Consider the following 24,284-nt stretch of genomic DNA (forward strand, 5'->3'; position numbering starts at 1 on the left):
ATGATATAGACTATGAGAACGATCTGTCTTTATTTCGAAATACATCAGATTATACACTTGAAACGCTACCGTTTTTTCGATATCGGCACCGATCATTATTACTATGATGACTATGCAAATGAAACCGGTATGAATGAGGTTGCCGAACGATCTTATATACCTGCTCTCAGTACGTTGATTGAGATGGTGAAAAACTCGGGAGGAGCTTTCAAAGTGGCGCTTTCTATTTCCGGTGTGGCATTGGAGCAACTTGAAATTCATGCTCCGGCGGTGATTGACTTGCTGCACCAGTTGAATGATACCGGCTGTTGTGAGTTCCTTTGCGAACCTTATTCACACGGCTTGTCATCTTTGGCTAACGAAGACTGCTTCCGTGAAGAAGTGCTTCGCCAGCGTGATAAAATGAAACAGATGTTTGGCAAAGAACCGAAGGTGTTCCGCAACTCCAGCTTGATTTATTCGGATGAAATCGGTGGACTGGTAGCTTCTATGGGCTTTAAGGGAATGCTGACGGAAGGTGCAAAACATGTATTGGGATGGAAGAGCCCACACTATGTATATCACTGTAATCAGGCTCCGAGCCTCAAATTGCTATTGAGAGACTTTAAACTTTCTGATGATATAGGATTGCGTTTCTCCAATTCGGAATGGCCGGAATATCCATTATTTGCTGATAAGTATATTAACTGGATTGATGCGTTGCCACAAGAAGAGCAAGTGATTAATATCTTTATGGAATTAAGTGCATTGGGTATGGCTCAGCCGCTTTCTTCCAATATCCTGGAATTCCTGAAAGCATTGCCCGAATGTGCTAAATCAAAGGGTATCACGTTCTCTACTCCGACAGAGATTGTATCTAAATTGAAATCTGTATCTCAGCTGGATGTTCCTTACCCAATGTCATGGGTGGACGAAGAAAGAGATACAAGCAGTTGGCTGGGTAATATCCTGCAACGTGAGGCTTTCAACAAGTTGTATAGCGTAGCAGAACGTGTTCATCTGTGTGACGACCGTCGTATCAAGCAGGACTGGGATTATCTGCAAGCCAGCAACAATTTCCGTTTCATGACTACCAAGAATACAGGTATCTGGCTGAACCGTGGTATTTATGACTCTCCTTACGATGCCTTCACTAACTACATGAATATCTTGGGCGACTTTATCAAACGAGTAGATTCACTGTATCCTGTTGACGTAGATAATGAAGAGCTCAACTCTCTGCTGACTACTATTAAGAATCAGGGTGAGGAGATAGCCGAACTGCAAAAGGAAGTAACCAAATGGCAGGCAAAAGCTGAAAAAGGAGCTGTAAAAGCTCCCAAGAAAGTAGCTGCGAAAAAAGAACCGGTAGCTAAAGCTACTCGTAAGAAAGCTACTGCAAAGAAAGAAGAATAAGATAATAATAAATTAACTGGTTGTAACCGTGGGGAGATGGGAATCACCTCACGGTTGTTTTTTATATATTGGAAGGTACAGGTACATATAAAAAAACAGCGCGAATTACCGAAGTAACCCGCGCTGTTTATTTTATATATCTTTTTAGTTTGACTTAGTTGTTAATCCGAAGTCTGTAGAAATAACTTCAAGTTTCAACTTGTAATCAGGATTTGTTTTGCCTAGACTTCCACCTTTCAGCCGTACATAACCTGGTTTTAAATCATGTTGTATTCTAATAATATTAGCTTGACCAGTTGTAGTATTTGAAGAGTCATAAGTCACAAGTACAGGTATAAGGACTACTTTGTTCCAATCAGGGTTTTCTTGTAACCATTTAGTTTCATCCCATGAACTACCAGCATTCTTTTTAGCCTCTTCCTTTTCTGCAATACAAGCATTTACCAATTTGGTGATGTTGCTGAATACATATTGGTTCGTGCTACTTGTGTGTGAAGTTAGATAAGAAGATACACCATCGCTCAGCTTATTGTCTTTAAAGAAGCTATCCTGGAATTTCTTACGTACAAGCATTACAGTAGATGGTATAGCCATACCAAACTTCTTATCACCTGTTTGATTGTAATTAGTGAATGTCAGTTTTACTGCATTTAAGGTATCGCCTGTCAATTCATTTTGTATATCTGAAATGGGTAGTGTAGCTTCGGTGAAAATACCTGCCGGACTCTTTAAATAAGTGTTTTTATCTTCCTTAATTAATGCATCTATCCTTTCGGGATCATTCTTTAATTGATTGGCTTGGATTACTTCACGAGTTGTAGCAAACACACGATAAGAGTAATAAGTAGAGTCCTTACCACTTCCGTCTTTCTTCTGTAATTTTTTTCCGGTAATAGAATCTGTTGCATAGCATTTGTATACTACATTCATTTGTGGCTGATCTATATAGAGTACAGTTCCATCACCATAGTCGCTCTTAACGTAGATTCCTTGAAAAGCTTCTCTGAATAATTGGCTATTGAATTCCTTATCAGCATTTTTAGCTTTTCTTGCCGCAGTTAAAATATTTCCACCTACTCTTGTTGCTATATCCTCTTTGAAAGCAATATGCACACTTGGAACATATGTGCTTAGGTTACGAATAGAATCTTTTACTGAAAGATCTACGGCTGTATATGCTTTGGTTCCTAATATATTCTGACTATCGTAAAAATCCTCAGGGTTAATATCGGTATAGTAAGCATTATCAAGATTTAATGTCTCTTTCCCATTGCCTCCCAGTTCATATACACTTAATCTACAAGCTGTCAATGAGTCTCCAAAGTAGCTGTCATACCACAGGTAGAGTTCGACTGCACGTATGTTTCCTATGATTTGATTTCCGTCTTTTATAAAAGTAACATCTTTATTTTCTGGATCTTTATCATCGACAACCATTCTTCCTGTGGCTGAAATAACATTACCACTTGCATCTGTAACTTCTTTGTATGGTTCAGGAAAAGTTAGTCCATCCGGACAATTTAGCTGAGCCAAGAATCCAGCCTGATAAGTGCCAAATGTTTCATCAGTGAATTTGCCAATATAACCGATGTTAGTTTTCGCATAAATGTCACCTGTCTTAACAGATTCAGTAGTTACATCAAACGTGGATAACTTTCCTTTGATATTTTGGTCATTGCCCGGGAACATTCCTAATCCCAGTCCGCCTGTATTATCATCGCATCCGAAAAATGTGATTGCCAGTAAAGCTATCAAGGCATATTTTGCTTTCATGATTGTCGTATCTAGATTTTTATTCTTCTTCTTTATTTGTAGTGGTTTCCCATACCTGATCGTAGAATTCGTTGCAAGCGTTTGCGTAGTTTTCCGGATCCTGATAATCAAGTACCAGTTTGCCTGATTGGCGGGCGTACTCAATGATTGATTCGTCTACCTTTGCGCTGTTTTGTATGATTCCGTCAGAATAATCAACGGCAAGTTTACAAAGTGCCGCATAGTCTACCGGTTCCTTCAAACCAGCCAAATCCTTCTTGGTGATGCCTTTCAACATCAGTTTGGTTGCAAAATCTTCACTGAGCGTATTCTTGAAATCATCTTCATATACCGAGAATACAACTTTGGCATCACGGAACGATGGTTCGTCCTTGTAGGCCTTCTTAATATAAAGAGGAGCCAATGCCGTCATCCATCCGTGACAGTGGATAACGTCGGGACACCAGCGAAGCTTCTTCACTGTTTCCAGCACACCGCGTGCATAAAAGATAGCACGACTGTCGTTGTCATCGTATTCCACACCATTTTCGTCCGCTGTCTGCAAGCGATTCTGGAAATAATCATCATTATCGATGAAATATACCTGCATACGTGCGGATTGAATAGAAGCAACTTTTATAATAAGGGGGTGATCAGTATCGTCGATGATCAGGTTCATACCGGAGAGGCGAATTACTTCATGCAGTTGATTTCTGCGTTCGTTAATGTTTCCCCATTTAGGCATAAATGTCCTGATTTCACGGCCTTTTTCTTGTATTGCCTGTGGAAGGTTTCTACCTATATTGGCCATTTCGGATTCTGAAACGTAAGGTGTAATCTCTTGAGTAATAAATAAAACTTTATTCGCCTTTGTCATAATAACAATAGTTCACTATAATATTCTGCAAAGATAGCAAAAAAAAGGAACTTTAAATACCATATTCTTTCTTTATGTGGCAAATATTAGTTTATTTTGCAGAGTTTTTGCAAACGACCAAAACATAAACCAATTAACAAAAATGAAAGTAATACACACTATCAAGGACTTACAGGCCGAATTGACGGCACTGAGAGCCCAGGGTAAGAAGGTAGGACTGGTACCCACAATGGGTGCTTTACATGCAGGACACGCATCACTGGTAAAGCGCAGCGTAAGTGAGAATGGTGTAACAGTAGTGAGTGTTTTTGTAAATCCCACTCAGTTTAACGATAAAAACGATTTAGCAAAGTATCCGCGTACATTGGATGCTGACTGCCGCTTGTTGGAAGATTGCGGGGCAGCATTTGCCTTTGCTCCTTCGGTAGAAGAGATGTATCCACAGCCGGATACGCGTGAATTCAGCTATGCTCCGTTGGATACGGTGATGGAAGGGGCTTTCCGTCCGGGACATTTCAACGGAGTTTGCCAGATTGTCAGCAAGTTGTTTGACGCGGTGCAACCGGATCGTGCTTATTTCGGAGAGAAAGATTTCCAGCAACTGGCGATTATTCGGGAGATGGTTCGTCAGATGGATTATAAACTGGAAATTGTAGGTTGTCCTATCGTTCGTGAAGAGGACGGATTGGCTCTGAGCAGTCGGAATAAACGTTTATCAGCACGAGAACGTGAAAATGCTTTAAATATTTCTCAGACATTATTTAAAAGTCGTACCTTTGCAGCATCTCATACAGTGAGTGAGACGCAGAAGATGGTAGAAGAAGCGATAGAGGATGCTCCGGGATTGCGTTTGGAGTATTTTGAAATCGTTGACGGAAACACGCTGCAAAAGGTAAGCAGTTGGGAGGATTCTCTGTATGTAGTAGGCTGTATCACAGTGTTCTGCGGAGAGGTCAGACTGATTGATAATATCAAGTATAAAGAAATCTAAATTAAAAAAAGACGAAACCTTATGATGATTGAAGTGTTGAAGTCGAAAATTCATTGTGCACGTGTCACAGAGGCAAATTTGAACTACATGGGTAGTATCACGATTGACGAAGACCTGCTGGATGCTGCCAACATGATTCCGGGAGAAAAAGTGTACATCGCTGATAACAACAATGGCGAACGCTTTGAAACCTACATTATCAAAGGTGAACGCGGTTCCGGTAAGATTTGTCTGAACGGTGCTGCCGCCCGCAAGGTGCAACCGGATGATATTGTGATTATCATGTCGTACGCATTGATGGATTTTGAGGAAGCGAAGTCGTTTAAACCGACCGTGATTTTCCCGGACCCTGCGACGAATAGCGTAGTGAAGTAAGAAGTATCTTGTGATAAGAAAACCCCGTTTGCATTCAGCAGACGGGGCTTTCTGTTATAATAAGCTTGTCCTTTTACTTGCTTTGCAGTTGTTCATTCATGGCAGCGGCGGCTTTACGGCCATCTCCCATGGCAAGGATTACGGTAGCTCCTCCGCGCACAATGTCTCCGCCGGCATAGATCATCGGAATAGATGATTCCATGTTGTCATCTACGGCAATGGTTCCTTTGCGTCCTAATTCCAGTCCTTTAATGGAACTCGGAACAATCGGGTTCGGAGATACACCGACACTGACGATGGCCAGATCGATATCGATTGTTTCCGTAGCTCCCGGAATGGCTACAGGACTGCGACGTCCGGAAGCATCCGGCTCTCCTAATTCCATCTTCTGGAGAATGACCTGTTTCACGCAACCTTGTTCGTCGGCAATATATTCAATCGGATTGTGCAATGTCAGGAATTCGACTCCTTCTTCTTTGGCATGCTTCACTTCCTCGATACGTGCAGGCATTTCTTCTTCCGAACGGCGGTAGATGATCATAGCACGTTCAGCACCCAGGCGTTTGGCTGTACGGACAGAGTCCATAGCAGTATTACCACCACCGATGACAGCCACATTTTTGCCGAAAGCTACCGGAGTGTCAGAGTCTTCGCTCGCAGCATCCATTAGATTGACACGAGTGAGGTATTCGTTGGAAGACATGATATTGATCGAGTTTTCGCCCGGTATATTCATAAAGTTAGGCAAACCGGCACCGGAAGCGACAAATATTCCTTTAAAACCTTCTTCCTTCAAATCTTCCACACTGATTGTTTTTCCTACAATGCAGTCTTTGATGAAAGTAACGCCCATTTTAACGAGGTTGTCTATTTCTACATCTACAATCTTGTTTGGCAGACGGAATTCCGGAATACCATATTTTAATACACCGCCGATTTCGTGGAGTGCCTCGAATACTGTTACATCATAACCGTATTTTGCCATATCACCTGCGAATGATAATCCGGCAGGACCCGAACCGATCACCGCCACTTTGATGCCGTTCTTTTCGGCAATGACAGGTACTGAAATTTGTCCGCTTTCACGTTCGAAGTCAGCAGCGAAGCGTTCCAGATAACCGATAGCTACCGGTTTTTCATTCATCTTCAAGTGTATACATTTGGATTCGCATTGCTTTTCCTGTGGGCAGACACGACCGCATACAGCCGGAAGCGCACTTGTCTCTTTCAGTGTTTTGGCTGCTTCGAGGAATTCGCCACGCTCAATGTTCTTAATGAAGCGCGGAATGTCGATGCCTACCGGACACCCTTCCATACATCCAGGGTTAGCGCAGTCCAGACAACGCTTGGCTTCTGTAACAGCTTGCTCAGCGGTCAGACCCTGGTTTACTTCTTCCTTGCGGCTATGTGAACGGTATTCGGCATCGAGTTCGTTCATCTCGACACGTGGAATAGCTGTACGTTCTTTCGGTTTCATCGATTTGCGCAGTTCCTGTCTCCAGGCTGCGTTGCGGCTTTTCTCATCTATCTCTTTCGTTGCTTCACATTCGGGCTGGAGTTTGTTCATCTCTTCACGCTCTATTTTTTTGAACGCACCCATACGTTTCAGCATTTCATCAAAGTCCACCTGATGACCGTCGAATTCGGGACCGTCAACACAAACGAACTTCGTTTTTCCTCCTACCGTGATACGGCAAGCACCACACATGCCGGTTCCGTCTACCATGATGGTATTTAATGAAACGTCGGTAGGAATCTCATATTTCTTTGTCAGCAGACAAACGAACTTCATCATGATAGCAGGGCCGATGGCGAAGCATTTATCTACCTTTTCACGTTTGATGACTTCTTCCACGCCTTCGGTTACCAGACCTTTACGCCCGTAAGAGCCATCGTCCGTCATAATAATCACCTCATCGGAGCTTTCGCGCATTTCTTTTTCCAGAATGATAAGGTCTTTGTTACGTCCTGCCAATACAGTGATCACTCTGTTTCCGGCAGCTTTCAAAGCCTGTACGATAGGAAGCATCGGAGCAACACCTACACCACCACCAGCACAAACAACTGTTCCGAAATTCTCAATATGAGTAGCTTGTCCGAGCGGACCTACTACATCAGTGATATAATCACCTTCGTTCAATTCACAAAGACGGGTAGAGGAGAGCCCGACTTCCTGTATCACCAGAGTGATGGTGCCTTTCTTCAAATCAGAACCGGCAATCGTCAGAGGCATACGTTCTCCCTTGTCGCCTACACGTACAATGACGAAGTGGCCGGCTTTGCGGGATTTAGCAATTAAAGGAGCTTCAATTTCAAGTTTAAACACTTTCTCAGAAAAGCGTTCTTTGCTAATGATTTTGTTCATTATCTAATTAATTTGTTGGTATTATTACGTAACTGCTATCAGAATGTTATAAATTTCGGCAAAGATACGGCTTATTTACGAAATATAAAAAGAAAAGTCACTCTTTTGATGAGTGACTTTCCATATCCATGTGAATATCTTTATTTATTTCGTTCTGATTTTGTATCCGGCTACCCCATAATATAGAATAAACAGGAAGCAGGGAAGGCAAATCCAATATGCTTTCTGAATATCGGAAATGTCTTTCAGATAGCCAAATAAGGTCGGAATAACAGCACCGCCTGCCATTGCCATGATCAGAAGAGATGAACCGGATTTGGTGAACTTTCCTAAATCTGCCATAGCCAAAGGCCATAGGGCAGGCCACATTAAAGAACATCCCAATGCCATAAATGAGATGAAATAGATGGATATATCGGCAGGTGTAAGTACTACTAGTACGGAACCGATGATAGCCAGCACTGAACAAATCTTCAGTGCTGTAGCCTGGCTCATATATTTAGGGATGAAGATGATGCCGCAGATGTAACCGATCACAATGCCTATCGGGGCAATCCAGGCATACATTGCTGCATTTTCCAAATGAAGGCTGGTGGCATAATCTACTAATGTACCCAGTGATACGGTTTCTACACCTACATATAAGAAGAGAGCAAGACATCCTAATAATAAATGCGGGAATTGCCAGATGGAGGTTTTCTTTGCGGCGTACGGACAGGCTTCGGCTGCCTCTTCGCTGTCGTCTTCACCGACGGCTTTGACTTCCGGTAGGGGAGCCATGTATGCGATAATACCTAGTGCGATGAATGCGGCGATAATAACGTAGAATGGCAGAAACAGGTCAGCTACTGTAATATCGGTCACTTCTTTTCCGATTAGGAAAGCCAGGAATAAAGGAGGAATCGGCCATGCGAGTTTGTTGCATATACCCATAATGCTGATACGTTTGGCAGCACTGTCTATCGGTCCCAGAATCGTGATATACGGGTTTACAGCAGCTTGCAGATAAGCGTTGGCACTTCCGCTGATAAAGGAAGCCAATAAAAACAGAGGAAAACTTTCATAACTTGCCGATGGTATGAAAAGTCCGAAGGCTATGGCAAACATAAGGAATGAAAGGACCATTGTTCGTTTGTATCCGATTTTTTTGATTGTAAGGCCTGCCGGATAACCAAAAATAAGGAACGGGATGAAAGTGGCGGCAATGATCAGATATGATTCGGCCGAACTGATTTCCAGTGATCCCTTCAATACGGGGACTAATACTGAGTTGATACCAAGGGCGAAGCCCAGTGAAAAGAACATAACGCCAATGAATGCCAATGGCAATACGAAACTTTTTGTGTTTTTTGTCATGGGGGTAAATGTGTTAAAGGTTAATAAAGGAAACTCCTGTAAGGGGCAGAGATATCTCATCCTTACAGGAGTAGAAAGTTTCTTAGTCTATCATGTCGAAACCGCAGTATGGAACCAATGCTTTAGGAATTCTAATTCCTTCGGGGGTTTGATTGTTTTCCAATAAAGCGGCGACGATACGTGGTAGTGCCAGTGCTGATCCATTTAACGTATGGCAGAGTTCTGTTTTCTTTTCTGCACTACGGTAGCGGCATTTCAGCCGGTTGGCCTGGTAAGTGTCGAAGTTAGATACGGAACTTACTTCCAGCCAGCGTTTCTGTGCTTCGGAGTATACTTCGAAGTCGAAACAAAGCGCAGCAGTAAAGCTCATATCACCACCACAAAGGCGGAGTATACGGTATGGAAGTTCCAGTTTCTGCAACAGGCCTTCTACGTGGTCAAGCATTTGCTGGTGGGATTCTTTAGAATGTTCCGGCTTGTCGATACGCACTAATTCTACTTTGGAGAATTCGTGCAGACGGTTCAGCCCGCGTACGTCTTTACCGTAAGAACCGGCTTCGCGACGGAAACATTGTGTGTATGCACAGTTCATAATCGGCAACTGTTTTTCTTCCAGGATAACATCACGGTAGATGTTAGTGACAGGTACTTCGGCTGTCGGGATCAGATAGAGATCATCTACTTCGCAATGATACATCTGTCCTTCTTTGTCGGGAAGCTGGCCTGTACCATAACCTGAAGCGGCATTGACTACTGTCGGCGGCATGATTTCAGTATATCCGGATTTGCGTGCTTCGTCCAGGAAGAAGTTGATCAGGGCACGTTGCAGTTGGGCACCTTTTCCTTTGTATACGGGGAAGCCTGCACCTGTAATCTTTACACCTAGGTCGAAATCGATTAAATCGTATTTTTTAGCCAGTTCCCAGTGAGGCAGTGCATCTTTGGGAAGTTCTGTTTCCATGCCTCCCATCTTTTCTACGACATTGTCTTCGGCACCTACGCCTTCGGGTACGCTGTCATAAGGAATGTTGGGGATCGTATAAAGTACATTCTGCATGTCTGTAGCAGCCTGTGTCATGGTAGCGTCCAGCGCTTTGTTGCTTTCTTTCAGTTCGGCAACACGTGCACGTGCAGCTTCGGCTTCTTCTTTCTTTCCTTCTTTCATCAGCTGACCGATCGTGCGGGAAAGTGAATTAACCTCTGCCAGGTTCTTATCTAATAGGTTTTGCGTAGTACGTCTCTTGTCGTTGAGGGCGATGACTTCGTCAATCGTCTCTTTTGCATTCTTGAAATGCTTTTTTTCCAGTCCGCGGAGTACCGCTTCTGTATTTTCTGTAATTTGTTTAATGGTAAGCATATCTATACTTTTTATGAACTTTCTTTATTAAGGCTACAAAGATAAAGAAAAAACGAATAAGCGAGCAATGAAAATCTGCATAAAAAAAGAAAGGAGAAGCAATCCTTTGGATTACATCTCCTTTTCTTGAATATTTTCAGTTGTACAGGTTATGCTTCTGTTGCTTCAGCAGGGATGATAGAAACATATCTTCTGTCTTCTCTACCTACTTTAAATTTAACTGTACCATCTACTAAAGCGAAAAGAGTGTGGTCTTTACCCATTCCGATGTTTTCACCCGGATGGAATTCAGTACCTCTTTGACGAATGATAATATTACCTGCTTTGCAAGCTTCACCACCAAATATCTTAACGCCTAATCTTTTGCTATGTGATTCGCGGCCGTTCTTAGAACTACCGACACCTTTTTTATGTGCCATTTCTTCTTACTTTTTAAATGATTAAGCTACTACTTCTGTGATTGTTAACTCTGTGAACTGCTGACGGTGACCGTTCAGTTTTCTGTAACCTTTTCTTCTTTTCTTGTGGAATACAAGAACTTTGTCACCTTTAACCAAGTTTGAAATAACCTGGCAAACAACTTTAGCACCTTCTACAGTCGGAGCACCTACAGTTACGTTTCCGTCTTTGTCTACTAAAAGAACTTTTTCAAATTCTACAGTTGAACCGTTTTCTGCACCTTCAATGTGGTGAACGAACAGTTTCTGACCAGCTTCTGCTTTAAATTGCTGACCGTTAATTTCTACAATTGCGTACATCTTATATATAATGTATAAGTTAGCTCCGGCGGGTGGTCTTTAATCACTTAAAGAGCTCTTTATCGAACCCGTTGCGGAATAATCGGGCACAAAAGTACTTCTTTTATTTGTTTCAGACAAATATTTCCTTTATTTTTTTGCTGTTGTAACAGAAGATAATCAGATATATAGCAAACCGGATAAATTCTCCATAATAAACCGGTGCGGATATGCTCTGAGTTCGTCAGCGGTAGTCATTCCATTAAGGACACCTGCAAAATCTACTCCCGCATTTTGTGCTGTTTCGGCATCCACAGTACTGTCTCCGATGTATAAGGTTTCTTGCGGAGTCCTGCCCAAGTGTTCGAGAGCGAATTTTATTCCTTCCGGTGAAGGCTTGGCAGCTTGTACATCTTCTCCGCCTACCACTATGTCGAGAAAGTTTTCCGGCAGATACTCATCCAGAAAACTAAGTATACGGAAACGGTATTTAGTAGAGATAATGCCGATGCGGGCACCTCGCTCTTTTAGTTCTTTCAGAGTAGAGAGTGTATCAGGAAAAAGGCGGGTATTCACGTTCATGTGAACATCCGCTTCCAGTCTGTACTCTTGTCGAAAAGCGGTGAGCTGTTCCCAGTCGGTGACTCCGGTCAGTATGCTGAAAGATTCTTCCAATGTTTTACCAATGGTACGTTTGATCGCTTCGTCAGTGACATTCGTATATTGGTGACGATTAAGTACATTTCTGAAACAAGTAACGATACCCCGTGATGAATCGGCTAGTGTATAGTCGAAATCGAATAAATAAGTTTTATAATTCATTATTTTACTGCTTCTACTGTATATCCCTGTTTTTTCAGTAAGCTTAATAAGCCTTTATTACCCGGCAGGTGCAAAGCGCCGACTGCAACGAAGGTAGGAGCGGCTTTCATGATAGCCGGTAGTTTCTGTGCCCATGTTTTATTGCGGTCGTAAATTAGGGCATCTTCTTCTGTGGGAAGTGCATCACATTGATTTCCTTTACGCTCTTCGTTGATTTTCAACATGGTTTCCAAATCTTGTTTCATGTAGGCATCTGTCAGTCTTTTGAGGCTTTCCACCTCTTTGTCGATGTTATTGAGGGTACACATGAGCAGTTGGGCTTGGCGTTGCAGGGAAATTCCATTGTATAGCAGGTTAAACTGGAAATCCGGAGTTTCCAGTCCATCCACTTTTTTTCCTTTTTGTGTTGCCTGAGTCTGGAAATAAGTATCGAGCTGTTCTTGCGGATTATAGTTTCCGATGTGCTTGATGTACGCCACTACTGCTATGTTGTTCAGTAAGAAAGCCGGTTTGATTTTGGGTGCCATGTTGAGGTCCATCATCAGGTTCTCCTTGCAGAATTTATTAGCGGTTTCGTAATCTTCCGGTGAGAGGAGGGTAGTCAGAGTCGTATCGCTTTCTATCATCATCATTTTCTGCATCTTCTGGATGGTGGCCGGAGACTGGATATCCGACATTTTCAGTTCTCCATATACCTGTTGTGTTTCATCCATCGCTTTCTGTAGTCCGGTAATGCCGTCTTTGACACTCAACGGAGCGAGATGGTGAGTCCCCATAATGTATGAAGGGCTGCTAAGTCCGTTACCAGATACTTTCCATAAAAGCTGTGCGTTTGCGCTTAACGCTACGCAGATAAATATGACTGCTCCAATAAACGATTTCATGATTCTATATGTTTTTAAGTTGATAATCAGCGTATTCTTCCTCCGGATATCCAGTGTCTGGTGTAATAGTCTTCGCTCAGTCGACTGACAATCACTCCTTTGCTGGTACTGGCATGAATGAATTTCCCATTTTTGAGATAGATACCTACGTGAGCTACCTTTTTTCGGGAACGGCTACTGCTGAAGAATACCAGATCGCCTTCTCGCAAATTCCGTTTGGCGACTTTGGTACTTTCTTTTCTCAGGTCTTCGGTATTTCGCGGAACCTGAGTACGGTATACTTTCCGGTATATCTGGTAGGTGAGTCCCGAACAGTCGGTACCGCGTTTTGAATCACCGCCTCCACGATAAGGAACACCAATCCATTCGGCCGATTCCAGATAGAGTTTGTGGTTATCTTCCATATTGATGTCCACGCCCAGCAGGATGGAGGCGCGTGCCAGTGCCTGGTAATCCAGACGGGGAGCAGACGTGCGGCAGGAACTAAGGATAAAGATCAGTCCTGTCAGTATGAAGATTAGTTTGAAGTTCACTCCCATCGGCTATCTTTCTTTTCGTATATCGTAAAATTATAAGTAACTTTATTCTTCTACATTGAAGTAGTCTTCCAGTTCTTTTTCAGCTGAATTATTCTCATTCATAATATCCCGGATGATGACGCCATTCTCCAGCAGGGCAATACGCGGACATACATCTATCGTATGATTCAGATTGTGGCTGGAAATGATTACAGTTGCATTATGCTCTTCGCTGTACTTTTTGAGCATATGTTTGATAATGGATTGCGAACTGGGATCGAGGAAGTTGAACGGTTCGTCGAGTATCAGCAACTGAGGATAATGAAGCATGGCGGAGATGATGCCGATTTTCTGTTTATTACCGGCTGAGTAGTTACGGATCAGTTTCTTTTGTCCGATCACTTCTCCGCTCATCAGACGTTCGAACGGCAGAAGGCGTTCGTCCACCTCTTCTTTTTTCAGTCCGTACATTTTCCCGATAAAATAGAAATACTCTTCCGGGGTAAGGTAGTCTATCAGAAATCCATCGTCAATGAAAGCACCTGTGAAGTTTTTCCAGTCTTCACTTTGACTGACGTCAATTTCGTTAATGACGACATTCCCATTATCCGCTTTCAGTAAGTCGAGCATCAACCGGAAAAGTGTTGTTTTACCGGCACCGTTGTTTCCTACCAATCCGAGCATATCGCCTTGATTGATTTCATAGTGATCTATGTTCACGGCTAACTTTTCGCCGAATTTCTTTTGAAGATTATTGATGCTTATCATTGTCTTGGTATTTTTATCGTAAATGATTAATCGGTTCAATCGTAAATCTCTTATTGGCGACTGTCTCTGAAGCCTTCCATATTCTCGTATCTCCGTTTCATGAAACGCTTATAGACGTTTCTGATCCAAAGCGGAGAAGTCAGTGTGAATCCAAGCCCGATGGCGAACAGGATAGAGTAGGCGGCCGTTTCACCCAGAAACGCATTCAACACAGAATACAGGATCAACGGGATACCGAAAGCTCCGAAGTTGACAACCATTTGTATGGCGCTGTTGGTCTGGCGGCTTGTCACTTTCTCGTTCAGTGCTACGGTCTGCTTATTGTAAACAGCCAGTTGGAAGAAACAAAAATAGATAAAACCGGTGGTATAGAAGAACCAGGCAAAGATACCCAGTAAGGGAACTTTATCCATTACAATGGCGGGAATCATCAGGACAAATGGGACGATCTCGCCGATAGTATAGATATAATATTTTGCTTTCAGCAGACTCATGATGGATTCTTTGCGGGACATTAGTCCATCGATGTAATTGCCTTCGAAGGACATGAGTTGCGAAAGGATGATCATGCCGAATACGGCAAAGTTGTAAACACAGATAAAGGTAGTCATGGTGCTCGTGTCATAAAGGCTTGAAAAGCTCAACAGGCAGGAGAAGGCGATGACTACAAGGAGAACATTGCGCAATGCACCTTTGCAACGCCGGTTGCGCAAAAGCATTTTTAATTCCAACCGCATATATTCACCAACTTCTCCGTATCGCTCGAAGAATTTGTATTCTGAAACATGCTTGATGCGGGTATCATCTACTTTTGCCAATTCGGCGTAGATGAGGCCGGACATGATTTTGCGGTTAATCAGCCATAAGATGGCTATGACAAGAATGGTACCGAGGAAACAGAGAATATTCCCGTTGATATATCCGTCGCCCAGGTCCATAAAGAAGTAGAACAGGGGACTGTCTTCGGGAATAAAGGCAAGGCAGCCCAGTCCACCGTAGAAAGCGATGGGGAGCAGCACCCACCAAATACGTTCATTGATTAGTGTGCGACATAACAAGTACCAGTAATTGTTGGCAACGATCAAAAGCCAGATGCCTATGAGATAGGTGAGTACACCTGAGATACCGAAATATTTGGTAATGGTAATGAAGGAAAAGGGGACGAACATAAACAACCAGAACAGGTTGAACAGACTAAGTCCCGAACGGATAAGCAGGAAATCGATGATCCGATTTCGTTTAACCGGCAACAGGAGGTAAGGTTTTACCTCCTGCGTCGGTGTCTTTTGGAACGGAATACGCAAGAGGAAGTCAAGTGCCAGAATAAATATCAGGGCAACGGCATTCATTACATGATATGGTTCCCGGTTGGGAACCATATCTGCAAAACCGAATGCAAACGTCGTACCGAAGAATATCAGGTATCCTGCCCAAAAAGCAACCCCGATATATCCGAATATTTTGGCAACTTTGTTCTTTTCATACATCGGATGCCGTTTGGAGGCGAGCCGTCCATGTTTGCGTAATTCGTTAAATATCATCATACTGTTGGTATGCTATAAAAGTTTATTTAGCTTCTTCTTCAGGTACGGTCATGATGACTTGGATTTCGTTGTTCTGTTTCATCAGCTTGGCAAGGAATTCCTGTACATCTTTTGCTGTGATGCTGTTGACCAACGTTTCATAGTCTTTTGTATAATCGATACCTGTGTAGAAATACTCATCCAGATTGCCCAGCCAGTAGCCGTTTTCCTTTTGGGCGTCTTTGTATTTTTTCAGCATATACTCTTTGATCTTCTGCATGTGTTCGGCAGACGGACCTTCTTTGGCCATTTTTTCCAACTGTTCGATGACGATGCCCGATAGTTTGTCTTTCTTGGCCGGATCGGTCTGGAATACAATCTGAAGCACGAGTTGTTCTTTCGGATATTTGGTGAGGCTTCCGCTGCAGCTTACGCCATAAGTACCGCCTTCTTTCTCACGGATTTCTGCGGTGTAAACCATATCCAATGCCTGATCGAGGATGCTGAGAGTAAGGTTGTTGCGTAAATCATATTTGCAAGTACCGTTGAACAGGAACATGATGGTTGCCATCGGTGTTTCTTGTTTCTTGGCAAACTCGTTCTTGTATTGACCTTTGCGGATTTCCATCTTCGTATCTTTGAAAGTCTCTTTGCGATTGATAGATGGCAGACCACCCAGATATTTGGCGATCATCGGTTTCATTTTCTCAACATCAATGTTTCCTACAAAGTAGAATGTAAAGTCGCTCGCATCTTTGAAACGGTCTTTGTACATTTCCATTACACGGTCATAGTCGATCTTGTCCACCATGTTTTCTTTCATGCTGAAAGAACGTGGGTGATTGCCGTACAATGCATAAGAGACTGTATCACTGAATGCGGTCATCGGATTAGCGTCAGCATTCTGCAATTCGGCTTTCATGCGGTTCTTGTATGATTCGAATGCTTCGTTGTCCTTGCGGGGAGCAGTGAAAGTCAGATAAGTCAGCTGCATCATTGTTTCAAAGTCCTTCGGAGAACAACTGCCGGAAACCGTTTCTGTTGTTGCGCTCACACCGGCTCCTACAGAAGCACGTTTGCCTGCAAGTGCTTTACTCAAATCTACTTTGCTGAAGTTACCGATACCACCAACCATTGCTACGCTGTTGATTTGAGAGATATTCAGAATCTCTTTGTCGGGGAACTGGCTGCTACCACCAAGACTGGTACCTTTCATCAGAATCTGGTCAGCTTTGTAGTCGGTTGTTTTGATATATACTTTCACACCGTTGGACAGAACAAGTTTTGTTGTTCCGTAAATATCTCCGGCTTTTTCAGAAACGATCTTTCCGCCTTTCGGCTCTTCTTTCAGCAATGGTTCGTTAGAAACTTTGTCTTCGTAAGGCTTCAGATCGAAAGATTTCATTTGTTTCAGCAAAGCAGCGATTTCTTCTTTCGTCGGGTATTTTACACCTTCCTTCTCCGGACCTGCCAACAGTACTACCTGATTGTTGTCAGTGATCAGCTGTTGCATCACTTGATTGATAGCCGCTACCGGAATGTTTGGAGCCAGCTGATTCATCATTGCATATTCGTATTCAATGCCCGGCATCGGTTCATTGTCAAGGAAGTTACTGATGTATTCGTTGACATAAGTGTCGTTTTTCATCTTTTCGCGTTCATTGTAAGCAGATTCTACGCGTTGCAGATAGTTGGCACGGGCACGGTCATATTCAGTTTCGGTGAATCCGAAGCGGCGTGCGCGTTCAGTTTCTTCGAGAATCGTTTTCATGGCCAGTTCGATACCATCGATTTTGCTGCTGGCGTCTACTCCGAAAGCATTTTTGGTCTTGGCTACGAAGAAGTCGCCATAACCTGCACTTGCACCTGTAAAAGGAGGATTCGCTTGCTGACGGATTTCTGCCAAACGGCTGTTCAGCATTGTAACTCCCATGCTAATCATGTATTGAATGCCGTAATAGTTGATTGTATTCTTCAGTGAATCCGGGAAGGCTTCGCTCTTGAAGAAGAAGCTGATGGAAGGAGTTTCGATTTCCTTGTCCGTACCGATAAAGATTTGCGGTTCCTGATTGTCTGCTACCGGATAGTAGATACGTTCAGCCGGATTCACCGGAGCTTTCACGTCTGCAAATACCTTTTTCAGCTTTGCTTCCATTTCATCTACATTGATGTCGCCGACAATCATGATACCTTGCAGGTCCGGACGGTACCATTTCGCATAGTAGTCACGGATGTCCTGATAAGGGAAATTGTTGATTACATCGAGGCTTCCGATTGGCATACAGTCTGCATATTTGGAATCCGGATACATGACAGGCAGGGCATTGGTCATGATGCGCTGCATACCACTGTTACGGCTTCTCCATTCTTCACGGATCACACCACGTTCTTTGTCGATTTCCTTGTCGGCAAGGTTGATGGCGCTTGACCAGTCGTGCAGGATCAGCAGACAAGAGTCTACTACACTGACGTTGTCGGTAGGTACATTGCTGATTCGGTATACTGTTTTGTCGATACTGGTGTATGCATTCAGGTTTGTTCCGAACTTGATACCTTTAGTCTCACACCAAGGCACGATGCCCAGTCCGGTTTCATCACCCGGGAAGTTTTTTGTTCCGTTGAAAGCCATGTGTTCAAGGAAGTGAGCCAAACCGCGCTGTTGCGGCTCTTCAAGGATGGAACCCACTTTCTGTGCAATGTGAAATTCGACGCGTTTTTCTGGGAGTGCGTTGTGTCGGATGTAATAAGTAAGCCCGTTGTCAAGTTTACCTATGCGGACATTTTTGTCCACGGGCAGTGTTTGCATAGGTTGTGCAAGCACGAGTTGGAAGTTGCAGCATATATAGAGAACTGCAATAAAAAATCCACGTAATAAATGTTTCATGTTCTATTTAGTTTATAAAAAAGTTGTTTGAAATATCTGTCGTATTCTTTTGTGTATAATCACAAACGGGCAGAAAAAAGAGTTATTTGATAGCTTCCCGTATTCTGACTAATTTCGTTAATAGTCCTTCCAGAAGGTCCAGCTTCAACATGTTTGCTCCGTCGCTCTTGGCTACGGCGGGGTTTTCGTGTGTTTCGATAAAGATACCGTCGGCTCCTACGGCGATGCCGGCTTTGGCTACGGTTTCGATCAGTTGGGGCATACCACCGGTCACTCCGCTGGTCTGGTTGGGTTGCTGCAATGAATGGGTGACATCCAGTATGACCGGATAACCGAACGTTTGCATTTCCGGAATCCCCCGGTAGTCTACTACAAGGTCCTGATAACCGAAGGTTGTTCCGCGTTCGGTCAGCATCACGTTCTTGTTGCCTGCTTCCACCACTTTGTCAGCGGCAAACTGCATGGCGAGCGGAGAGAGGAACTGTCCTTTCTTGATGTTAATCGTCTTACCCGTTTTAGCAGCAGCAACCAGTAAATCCGTCTGACGGCAAAGGAAAGCCGGAATCTGGAGAATGTCTACGTATTCGGCAGCCATCTCAGCCTCGTCGGCCGAATGGATATCCGTCACTGTGGGCACTCCGAAAGTATCATGTACCTTTTTCAGCACTTTGAGTGCCTTCTCGTCACCGATACCTGTGAATGAATCAAGACGCGAACGGTTTGCCTTGCGGTAAGAACCTTTGAATACATAAGGAATCTGTAATTTTTCAGTGACTCCGACCACACGCTCAGCGATGCGCATTGCCATCTCTTCACCTTCTATTACACATGGACCGGCCAGCAGAAAGAAGTTACCGGCAGGATTGTTCTTAAGTTCGATCATTTTATTAATTACAAGTTACTAATTACTTATTTATAGTTTCATGAGTGAAGGGCTGTTTTTCGCCAGAAGCCCGGTTCTGTTGGCTAATTCGGAATAATCAGGGTCGTCTTTTCTGATAATACGCCTATTTCCAGTGGGAAATGTCTTGCCAGCAGGCGACCGTCCAGATCGACGGAAGCATTTTGTGCGCGGAGCACTTTTACTTTTCTTGTCCGATAGCTTTTCACCATCTTATGGTTCAGGATTCTTCCCTGAATCAGCATCCACAATCCCGAAATGATTTGCAGGAATTCCGGACGGTAGATGACGGATACATCCAGCCAGCCGTTGTAGGGTACGGCACTCGGAGTCTGTCCCCAGCCCCAGGCGCTTCCTACACATACGGTCATGATGCGCCCGCGGATGTGCTCGTCATTGATACGAAGGTGCATCCGGTATAGTTTGCGTTCGAATATCAGCGAGAAGAGGGCGGCAACGTACGACAGGAATTTCACCCCCCAGAAACGTTTGGTCTGGTCGGTGATTTTCACAATCCTTGCGCCTAGCCCGATGTTGACTGCATTGAGGAAATAACGGCGTTGGTGTTCCTTGCCGTCGTAGAAGTTGCAGAAGCCTACGTCTATTTTCTTGAGACGGTGGTTGATGATACAGTCTACGGCAGGTTTGTATTCGGTACTGAGTCCCCAGTATTTGGCAAAGTCATTTCCTATACCGTTCGGAATCATGCCAAGGGCGATGTTCTCCTTGTCTTCGGCATCAGAGAGCATGATACCGTTGATGGCATCGTTCAGCGCACCGTCGCCACCTACGATGACAATGGTACGATAGCCGTTGTTCGCCAGAATTTTGGCAAGACGTTCTACAGAACCGAAACCTTCGGATTGTACATAGTCATAGTTGACACCTTTGCTGTCCATGTACTCCTTGATTTCTTTCCATCGTTTCTGTACCTTTCGGGTACCTGCTTTGGGGTTGTAGATCACTCCCCATTTTCCAGGTTCTACACTCATAACCGTATTTCTATCCTAACTGTATTAACAATCGCATTTTTTATCTTTCACAGACCATTCGTAAATGACTGGCAAAGATACTAATTCCCTCGCAGTTTTTCTATCACAAAGGCTATCTTTTCTTCCATAGGCAGCTCTGCACTGACCCAGTGGATGGTAAATCCCCGACGTTCCATGCCGCGGAACCAAGTCATCTGACGTTTGGCGAACTGATGGATGGCCGTCTCCAGCTCAGTGAACATCTCTTCGTAAGTCAGTTTGCCTATGACGTATAACGTCAGGAATTTGTATTCCAGTCCGTAATAAATCAAGTCGTCCGGTGAAATGCCTTGTTCTGTTAATCGCCTTACTTCATCCACCATTCCTTCGTCCAGCCGTTGTTTCAACCGTCGGGTGATCTTCTCGCGACGCAGTTCCCGATCGATATCTACCCCGATGATGAGGCTGTTCAACTTCGGAAACTCCCGTTCGGGAACCGGATGCACGGCATAATACTCCTCAATTTCTATCGCACGGATTGCACGTTTCACGGTATCTACATCCGTAGAGTTGTGCAATGTTTTATATTGCTTCAGGATTTCGGTCAGTTCTTCGAGAGAGTGATTAGCCAGACGGGCACGTAACTCCGGATTTTCCGGTACCGGCATCAGCTTATAGCCTTTCAGTACCGATTCCAGATACATACCTGTCCCTCCACATAAAACGGGCAGACAGCCTTTTTGTTTGATGGATTCGTAAGAAATCAGGAAATCCCGCTGATATTCGAAAACATTGTATTTATATCCGGGATCGGCGATATCAATCAAGTGATAAGGAATTGGATGTCCGTCGACTGTATAATCTGCCAAGTCCTTGCCCGTACCGAGGTCCATTCCCCGATAGATCTGACGAGAGTCGGCACTGATAATTTCTGTATTCAGTTCATGGGCTAATGCTGCAGCAAAAGGAGTTTTCCCTGAGGCTGTTGGCCCTAATATGGTGATTAAATCATAGTCCGGCATAGCTTTATTCTTTAATGACGGCAAAAATACAAAATAATTTTGACCCAGTGGGTTATTTGGATGCTTTTATCTGATTATTTAATAGGAAGCAGAACTCAAATTTGAACTACATAAAAGTTTGAAGAAGCGTTGAGAAAAGCTACTTATTAATGGTCTGTAGGATACGACATACCTTTCCATTCTTGTCCACGCCCTCGATAATGATATCTTCGGGAGCTGTGCTGTCCGGTGTATAGTATTCTATGGTCGCTTTGCCTTCGGCGTCTAACCGTAATTCCGGATTCCAGTAAACGGTACTCCGGAAGTCCGAACGCTGAGCGTTCTTTTTCTCGGGAGTATCATAGGTGGGGTGATAGAATTCTACGGACTCACTGTATCCCAGCGGCGTATAAGTGATAATTCCCTGCGCTGGTCTGGCCGGAAGATTTCTAGGGTCTTTCAGAGTGATGACAACGGCACCTCCGGAAGCACGGGGACCCAGTATGACGGCATCTGCTCCTCGAAGCAGACTGATACTGGACATGTCACTGACTTGGATATCCTTCAAAATATCGGAAGCATCTTCATACACAATATCATCGATAACAATGATTGCCGGTTCGGAATTGTTACGGATATGTATCTCACTTCCGTTCGTGATTGTAACGCTGGGTAGTCTGCTGGCTGCATCAAAAGCTGTCTGACCGTATCCTTGCAGTCTGTCTTCTTCTACAGTATAGGTGTTGATACCTCCCGTATAGATACTTTTTGAACTCGGACGTTCCCGCTTCGCTGTAACTGTCACTTCTTTCAGATTGTACACACGCATTCCCCCTTCCATATAATACTGGTCACGGGTATTCATCAGATAATCTTCCATAAAGGTAGTTGCTCCGTTAAAATAAGGGGCTTTATGCGTAGCGACCGGGTACTGGGGAGGATCCATTAGAATATCTACACCGGCAAATCCTTTCTTGGTGCGTGCCTGAACAAGGAATGTCGTGCTGTCTCTGAATGAGGTATTGACGATGAACTGGCCTTTCTCGTCTGTCTCGGTGGTGGCTATGATATTGTATTTGGGAGCCAGTACACAGATGGGACCTTTCTTTACGTTTGCTCCGAAGAATCCCATGATTCGTCCGCTGATGGTTTGTCCTTTTTCTATATAATTTGTGAAATTCAGCGAAGGAGTGCGGAGAACATTTTCCATTTTATGCCTGCGCCAACCATGTGTCATCATCAGATAGTCGATGGAACGGAGCGTCCGGGCGTCCTGATTTAGAAAATAGTATGCGGGGTCTTCCACATATCCTTTCAGATCCGAAGTCAGCAGGAGATTGGACAGGATATTGTCGGCAAGAGAGTCGGGTTGAATACTTTTCCGGTCGGTGATGCTGACAGAGAAGGTTCCTTCTACCGGGTTACCTTCGTTGTCTTTGGCAGCGATCTGCAAAGATACCTTCTCTCTTTTTCCATACGTCGGTTGGTCTGCAGTGATTTGCCATTGATTCGGCTTATGATCCGGAACGAAAATCAACCGTTCGCTAAGTGCATTTCCTTGTTCATCAATCAGCATGAAGTGAGTGATCCCTTCCGTAAACAGGCTGTCATTCATCTTTCCGAAAGTTCTTTTCGGATTGATGGGTTGTAAAATGGCCAGTTTGCCACGGGTATGTGCAAGCAGGAATAGTTTCTGAGGCCATTCGGTCGCTTCTGTCTTTTGGATTTCGTAGCGAATCTCCTGTTTATAGTGCGACATGGCGATGGAGATTCCTTTCGGTTCTATGGCAGGAAGGTCAAATCGCTTGGTAATACTGTCATTGGTTCTTACCGTAACATAATAAGTCTCATTGTTGACGGGATTCATTGTAAAGATACCCATACCGTTGTGTTCCGACCGGAAATTGGTAAGCGTGTCTCCTTTGGAGTTGAACAAGAAACCTTCGACTTCTTTAGAAAAACCGTCTGCTCCCTGTGCTTTGAAAGCGACATTCTGATGGGGAATGCTGAGTAGGGCACCGCCTTCGGGGAAAAACTTCACATCGAAATCATTGGTGAACACCGGCAGATGGAAAGTCCGTTTGTAGATATATTGCGGATCGTCAAATTCTACTTCTATTCTGCGCGCTGCCGGAGATTTTAAATCGGGCAGGGAAATGGAAATCCAGCCGTTTTCGTCCGTCTTTTTTTTGCCTTTGTTTTTTATCTTACCATTCTCAAGGTATAGGTATTTGATCGTTGTATTTTCGAAAACAGCCTGTACGTTGCTTGTAAATTTGATTTTGGCAGTGTAATGTGTATCGTCTTCTTGCTGATACTCAATGCTCGAAACGATGGTATTGTCGATAGAGTTTCCTATCTTGATGTTGCGCGAAAAGAAAAAGTCGGGGTCTTCATTCAGCATCCAGTTGCTGTACCCCCGCAGGTAGTAATCGCCTGCCGGAAGGGTGGCAGGGAGGGTGAAGGCGTTGTGGAATCCGAGAGAATCTCTGCGGATTTTCTTTCGTTCCACAATGGAGTCGGAACGGTTGATCAGTTCCGTAATGATAAAATTACTTTGTGAGTTGTCCTGATGGGTGGTGGCGTTCACCAGATAGCCTTTGAACCATATCTTTTCTCCGGCTCCGTAGAAAGGCTTGTCCAGATGGAGGTACAACTTTTCTTTAGGAATTCTTTCCATCAGACTGAAGTTAGCTATAATCGTATCTTGCATGGTCTGTGCAGATAGCGATGAGAAATATAGAAGGACTCCCAAGAGTACTGTAATACTTCTTTTACTTTGAAGAGTAGTGGTGTTTTTCATATAT

At 43.8% G+C, this 24,284-nt stretch carries 20 protein-coding genes; 3 read left to right on the forward strand and 17 right to left on the reverse strand.

From position 1 onward, the window contains the following. Positions 1–12 precede the first annotated feature (12 nt). On the forward strand, positions 13–1,395 hold the full coding sequence (locus BT_RS21735; protein ID WP_008764493.1) for a glycoside hydrolase family 57 protein: 1,383 nt from the start codon (positions 13–15) through the stop codon (positions 1,393–1,395). Between the two features lie 144 nt (positions 1,396–1,539). On the opposite strand, the gene BT_RS21740 is transcribed toward BT_RS21735, so the two are convergent. Next, the gene (locus BT_RS21740) at positions 1,540–3,168 is read right to left on the reverse strand and encodes a DUF4270 domain-containing protein (RefSeq protein ID WP_008764494.1); all 1,629 of its coding nucleotides are present in this window, start codon (positions 3,166–3,168) and stop codon (positions 1,540–1,542) included. A gap of 19 nt (positions 3,169–3,187) precedes the next feature. Then, positions 3,188–4,024, reverse strand: a complete 837-nt coding sequence (locus tag BT_RS21745; RefSeq protein WP_008759978.1) for a glycogen/starch synthase — start codon at positions 4,022–4,024, stop codon at positions 3,188–3,190. Between the two features lie 142 nt (positions 4,025–4,166). Between BT_RS21745 and panC the strand changes: the two genes are divergently transcribed. Both panC and panD read left to right on the forward strand, forming a co-directional pair. Beyond that, a complete protein-coding gene (gene panC, locus BT_RS21750; RefSeq protein WP_008764495.1) occupies positions 4,167–5,015 on the forward strand; it encodes a pantoate--beta-alanine ligase in 849 nt (282 codons plus the stop codon). A 21-nt stretch (positions 5,016–5,036) separates the two neighbouring features. Beyond that, positions 5,037–5,390: an aspartate 1-decarboxylase gene (gene panD, locus BT_RS21755; RefSeq protein WP_008759980.1), complete on the forward strand. Its 354-nt coding sequence runs from the start codon at positions 5,037–5,039 to the stop codon at positions 5,388–5,390. Positions 5,391–5,463: 73 nt separating this feature from the next. On the opposite strand, the gene BT_RS21760 is transcribed toward panD, so the two are convergent. The 15 genes from BT_RS21760 to BT_RS21830 form a co-directional block, all read right to left on the reverse strand. Beyond that, positions 5,464–7,755: a bifunctional dihydroorotate dehydrogenase B NAD binding subunit/NADPH-dependent glutamate synthase gene (locus BT_RS21760; RefSeq protein ID WP_008764496.1), complete on the reverse strand. Its 2,292-nt coding sequence runs from the start codon at positions 7,753–7,755 to the stop codon at positions 5,464–5,466. Positions 7,756–7,899: 144 nt separating this feature from the next. Further along, a complete protein-coding gene (gene gluP / locus BT_RS21765; protein WP_008764497.1) occupies positions 7,900–9,111 on the reverse strand; it encodes a glucose/galactose MFS transporter in 1,212 nt (403 codons plus the stop codon). Between the two features lie 82 nt (positions 9,112–9,193). Then, complete coding sequence (gene serS / locus BT_RS21770; protein ID WP_008759982.1) at positions 9,194–10,468, reverse strand: serine--tRNA ligase; 1,275 nt, start codon at positions 10,466–10,468, stop codon at positions 9,194–9,196. A gap of 149 nt (positions 10,469–10,617) precedes the next feature. Next, positions 10,618–10,887, reverse strand: coding sequence for a 50S ribosomal protein L27 (gene rpmA, locus BT_RS21775; protein ID WP_008759983.1), 270 nt, complete (start codon positions 10,885–10,887; stop codon positions 10,618–10,620). Positions 10,888–10,908: 21 nt separating this feature from the next. Continuing rightward, positions 10,909–11,226, reverse strand: coding sequence for a 50S ribosomal protein L21 (gene rplU / locus BT_RS21780; protein WP_008759984.1), 318 nt, complete (start codon positions 11,224–11,226; stop codon positions 10,909–10,911). Positions 11,227–11,385: 159 nt separating this feature from the next. Next, a complete protein-coding gene (locus BT_RS21785) occupies positions 11,386–12,027 on the reverse strand; it encodes an HAD-IA family hydrolase (protein ID WP_008759985.1) in 642 nt (213 codons plus the stop codon). After that, on the reverse strand, positions 12,027–12,911 hold the full coding sequence (locus BT_RS21790) for a TraB/GumN family protein (RefSeq protein WP_008759986.1): 885 nt from the start codon (positions 12,909–12,911) through the stop codon (positions 12,027–12,029). Before BT_RS21790 ends, BT_RS21785 begins: the two co-directional genes overlap by 1 nt. Positions 12,912–12,937: 26 nt before the next feature. Then, on the reverse strand, positions 12,938–13,450 hold the full coding sequence (locus tag BT_RS21795; RefSeq protein WP_008759987.1) for a C40 family peptidase: 513 nt from the start codon (positions 13,448–13,450) through the stop codon (positions 12,938–12,940). A 42-nt stretch (positions 13,451–13,492) separates the two neighbouring features. Continuing rightward, positions 13,493–14,197, reverse strand: coding sequence for an ABC transporter ATP-binding protein (locus BT_RS21800; RefSeq protein ID WP_008759988.1), 705 nt, complete (start codon positions 14,195–14,197; stop codon positions 13,493–13,495). Between the two features lie 50 nt (positions 14,198–14,247). Further along, positions 14,248–15,741, reverse strand: coding sequence for a DUF5687 family protein (locus BT_RS21805; RefSeq protein ID WP_008759989.1), 1,494 nt, complete (start codon positions 15,739–15,741; stop codon positions 14,248–14,250). Positions 15,742–15,763: 22 nt separating this feature from the next. Then, the gene (locus BT_RS21810; RefSeq protein WP_011109196.1) at positions 15,764–18,604 is read right to left on the reverse strand and encodes a M16 family metallopeptidase; all 2,841 of its coding nucleotides are present in this window, start codon (positions 18,602–18,604) and stop codon (positions 15,764–15,766) included. Between the two features lie 82 nt (positions 18,605–18,686). Beyond that, positions 18,687–19,487: a 3-deoxy-8-phosphooctulonate synthase gene (gene kdsA, locus BT_RS21815; protein ID WP_008759991.1), complete on the reverse strand. Its 801-nt coding sequence runs from the start codon at positions 19,485–19,487 to the stop codon at positions 18,687–18,689. Positions 19,488–19,570: 83 nt separating this feature from the next. Continuing rightward, positions 19,571–20,497 carry a diacylglycerol/lipid kinase family protein gene (locus tag BT_RS21820; RefSeq protein WP_008759992.1) on the reverse strand — a complete coding sequence of 309 codons (927 nt, stop codon included), beginning with the start codon at positions 20,495–20,497 and terminating at the stop codon, positions 19,571–19,573. Between the two features lie 80 nt (positions 20,498–20,577). Next, the gene (gene miaA / locus BT_RS21825) at positions 20,578–21,498 is read right to left on the reverse strand and encodes a tRNA (adenosine(37)-N6)-dimethylallyltransferase MiaA (RefSeq protein WP_008759993.1); all 921 of its coding nucleotides are present in this window, start codon (positions 21,496–21,498) and stop codon (positions 20,578–20,580) included. A 139-nt stretch (positions 21,499–21,637) separates the two neighbouring features. Then, positions 21,638–24,280: a TonB-dependent receptor plug domain-containing protein gene (locus BT_RS21830; RefSeq protein ID WP_011109197.1), complete on the reverse strand. Its 2,643-nt coding sequence runs from the start codon at positions 24,278–24,280 to the stop codon at positions 21,638–21,640. Positions 24,281–24,284 lie beyond the last annotated feature (4 nt).

Source organism: Bacteroides thetaiotaomicron VPI-5482, from assembly GCF_000011065.1.
Classification (GTDB): Bacteria; Bacteroidota; Bacteroidia; order Bacteroidales; family Bacteroidaceae; genus Bacteroides; species Bacteroides thetaiotaomicron.

Coding starts and splice junctions, on each gene's coding strand:
- BT_RS21760 (WP_008764496.1), bottom strand. CDS start 7,755: ATGAACAAAATCATTAGCAAAGAACGCTTTTCTGAGAAAGTGTTTAAA.
- BT_RS21800 (WP_008759988.1), bottom strand. CDS start 14,197: ATGATAAGCATCAATAATCTTCAAAAGAAATTCGGCGAAAAGTTAGCC.
- rpmA (WP_008759983.1), bottom strand. CDS start 10,887: ATGGCACATAAAAAAGGTGTCGGTAGTTCTAAGAACGGCCGCGAATCA.
- BT_RS21830 (WP_011109197.1), bottom strand. CDS start 24,280: ATGAAAAACACCACTACTCTTCAAAGTAAAAGAAGTATTACAGTACTC.
- BT_RS21740 (WP_008764494.1), bottom strand. CDS start 3,168: ATGAAAGCAAAATATGCCTTGATAGCTTTACTGGCAATCACATTTTTC.
- BT_RS21790 (WP_008759986.1), bottom strand. CDS start 12,911: ATGAAATCGTTTATTGGAGCAGTCATATTTATCTGCGTAGCGTTAAGC.
- BT_RS21820 (WP_008759992.1), bottom strand. CDS start 20,497: ATGAGTGTAGAACCTGGAAAATGGGGAGTGATCTACAACCCCAAAGCA.
- gluP (WP_008764497.1), bottom strand. CDS start 9,111: ATGACAAAAAACACAAAAAGTTTCGTATTGCCATTGGCATTCATTGGC.
- kdsA (WP_008759991.1), bottom strand. CDS start 19,487: ATGATCGAACTTAAGAACAATCCTGCCGGTAACTTCTTTCTGCTGGCC.
- BT_RS21735 (WP_008764493.1), top strand. CDS start 13: ATGAGAACGATCTGTCTTTATTTCGAAATACATCAGATTATACACTTG.
- BT_RS21810 (WP_011109196.1), bottom strand. CDS start 18,604: ATGAAACATTTATTACGTGGATTTTTTATTGCAGTTCTCTATATATGC.
- panC (WP_008764495.1), top strand. CDS start 4,167: ATGAAAGTAATACACACTATCAAGGACTTACAGGCCGAATTGACGGCA.
- BT_RS21785 (WP_008759985.1), bottom strand. CDS start 12,027: ATGAATTATAAAACTTATTTATTCGATTTCGACTATACACTAGCCGAT.
- panD (WP_008759980.1), top strand. CDS start 5,037: ATGATGATTGAAGTGTTGAAGTCGAAAATTCATTGTGCACGTGTCACA.
- serS (WP_008759982.1), bottom strand. CDS start 10,468: ATGCTTACCATTAAACAAATTACAGAAAATACAGAAGCGGTACTCCGC.
- BT_RS21795 (WP_008759987.1), bottom strand. CDS start 13,450: ATGGGAGTGAACTTCAAACTAATCTTCATACTGACAGGACTGATCTTT.
- BT_RS21745 (WP_008759978.1), bottom strand. CDS start 4,024: ATGACAAAGGCGAATAAAGTTTTATTTATTACTCAAGAGATTACACCT.
- BT_RS21805 (WP_008759989.1), bottom strand. CDS start 15,741: ATGATGATATTTAACGAATTACGCAAACATGGACGGCTCGCCTCCAAA.
- rplU (WP_008759984.1), bottom strand. CDS start 11,226: ATGTACGCAATTGTAGAAATTAACGGTCAGCAATTTAAAGCAGAAGCT.
- miaA (WP_008759993.1), bottom strand. CDS start 21,498: ATGCCGGACTATGATTTAATCACCATATTAGGGCCAACAGCCTCAGGG.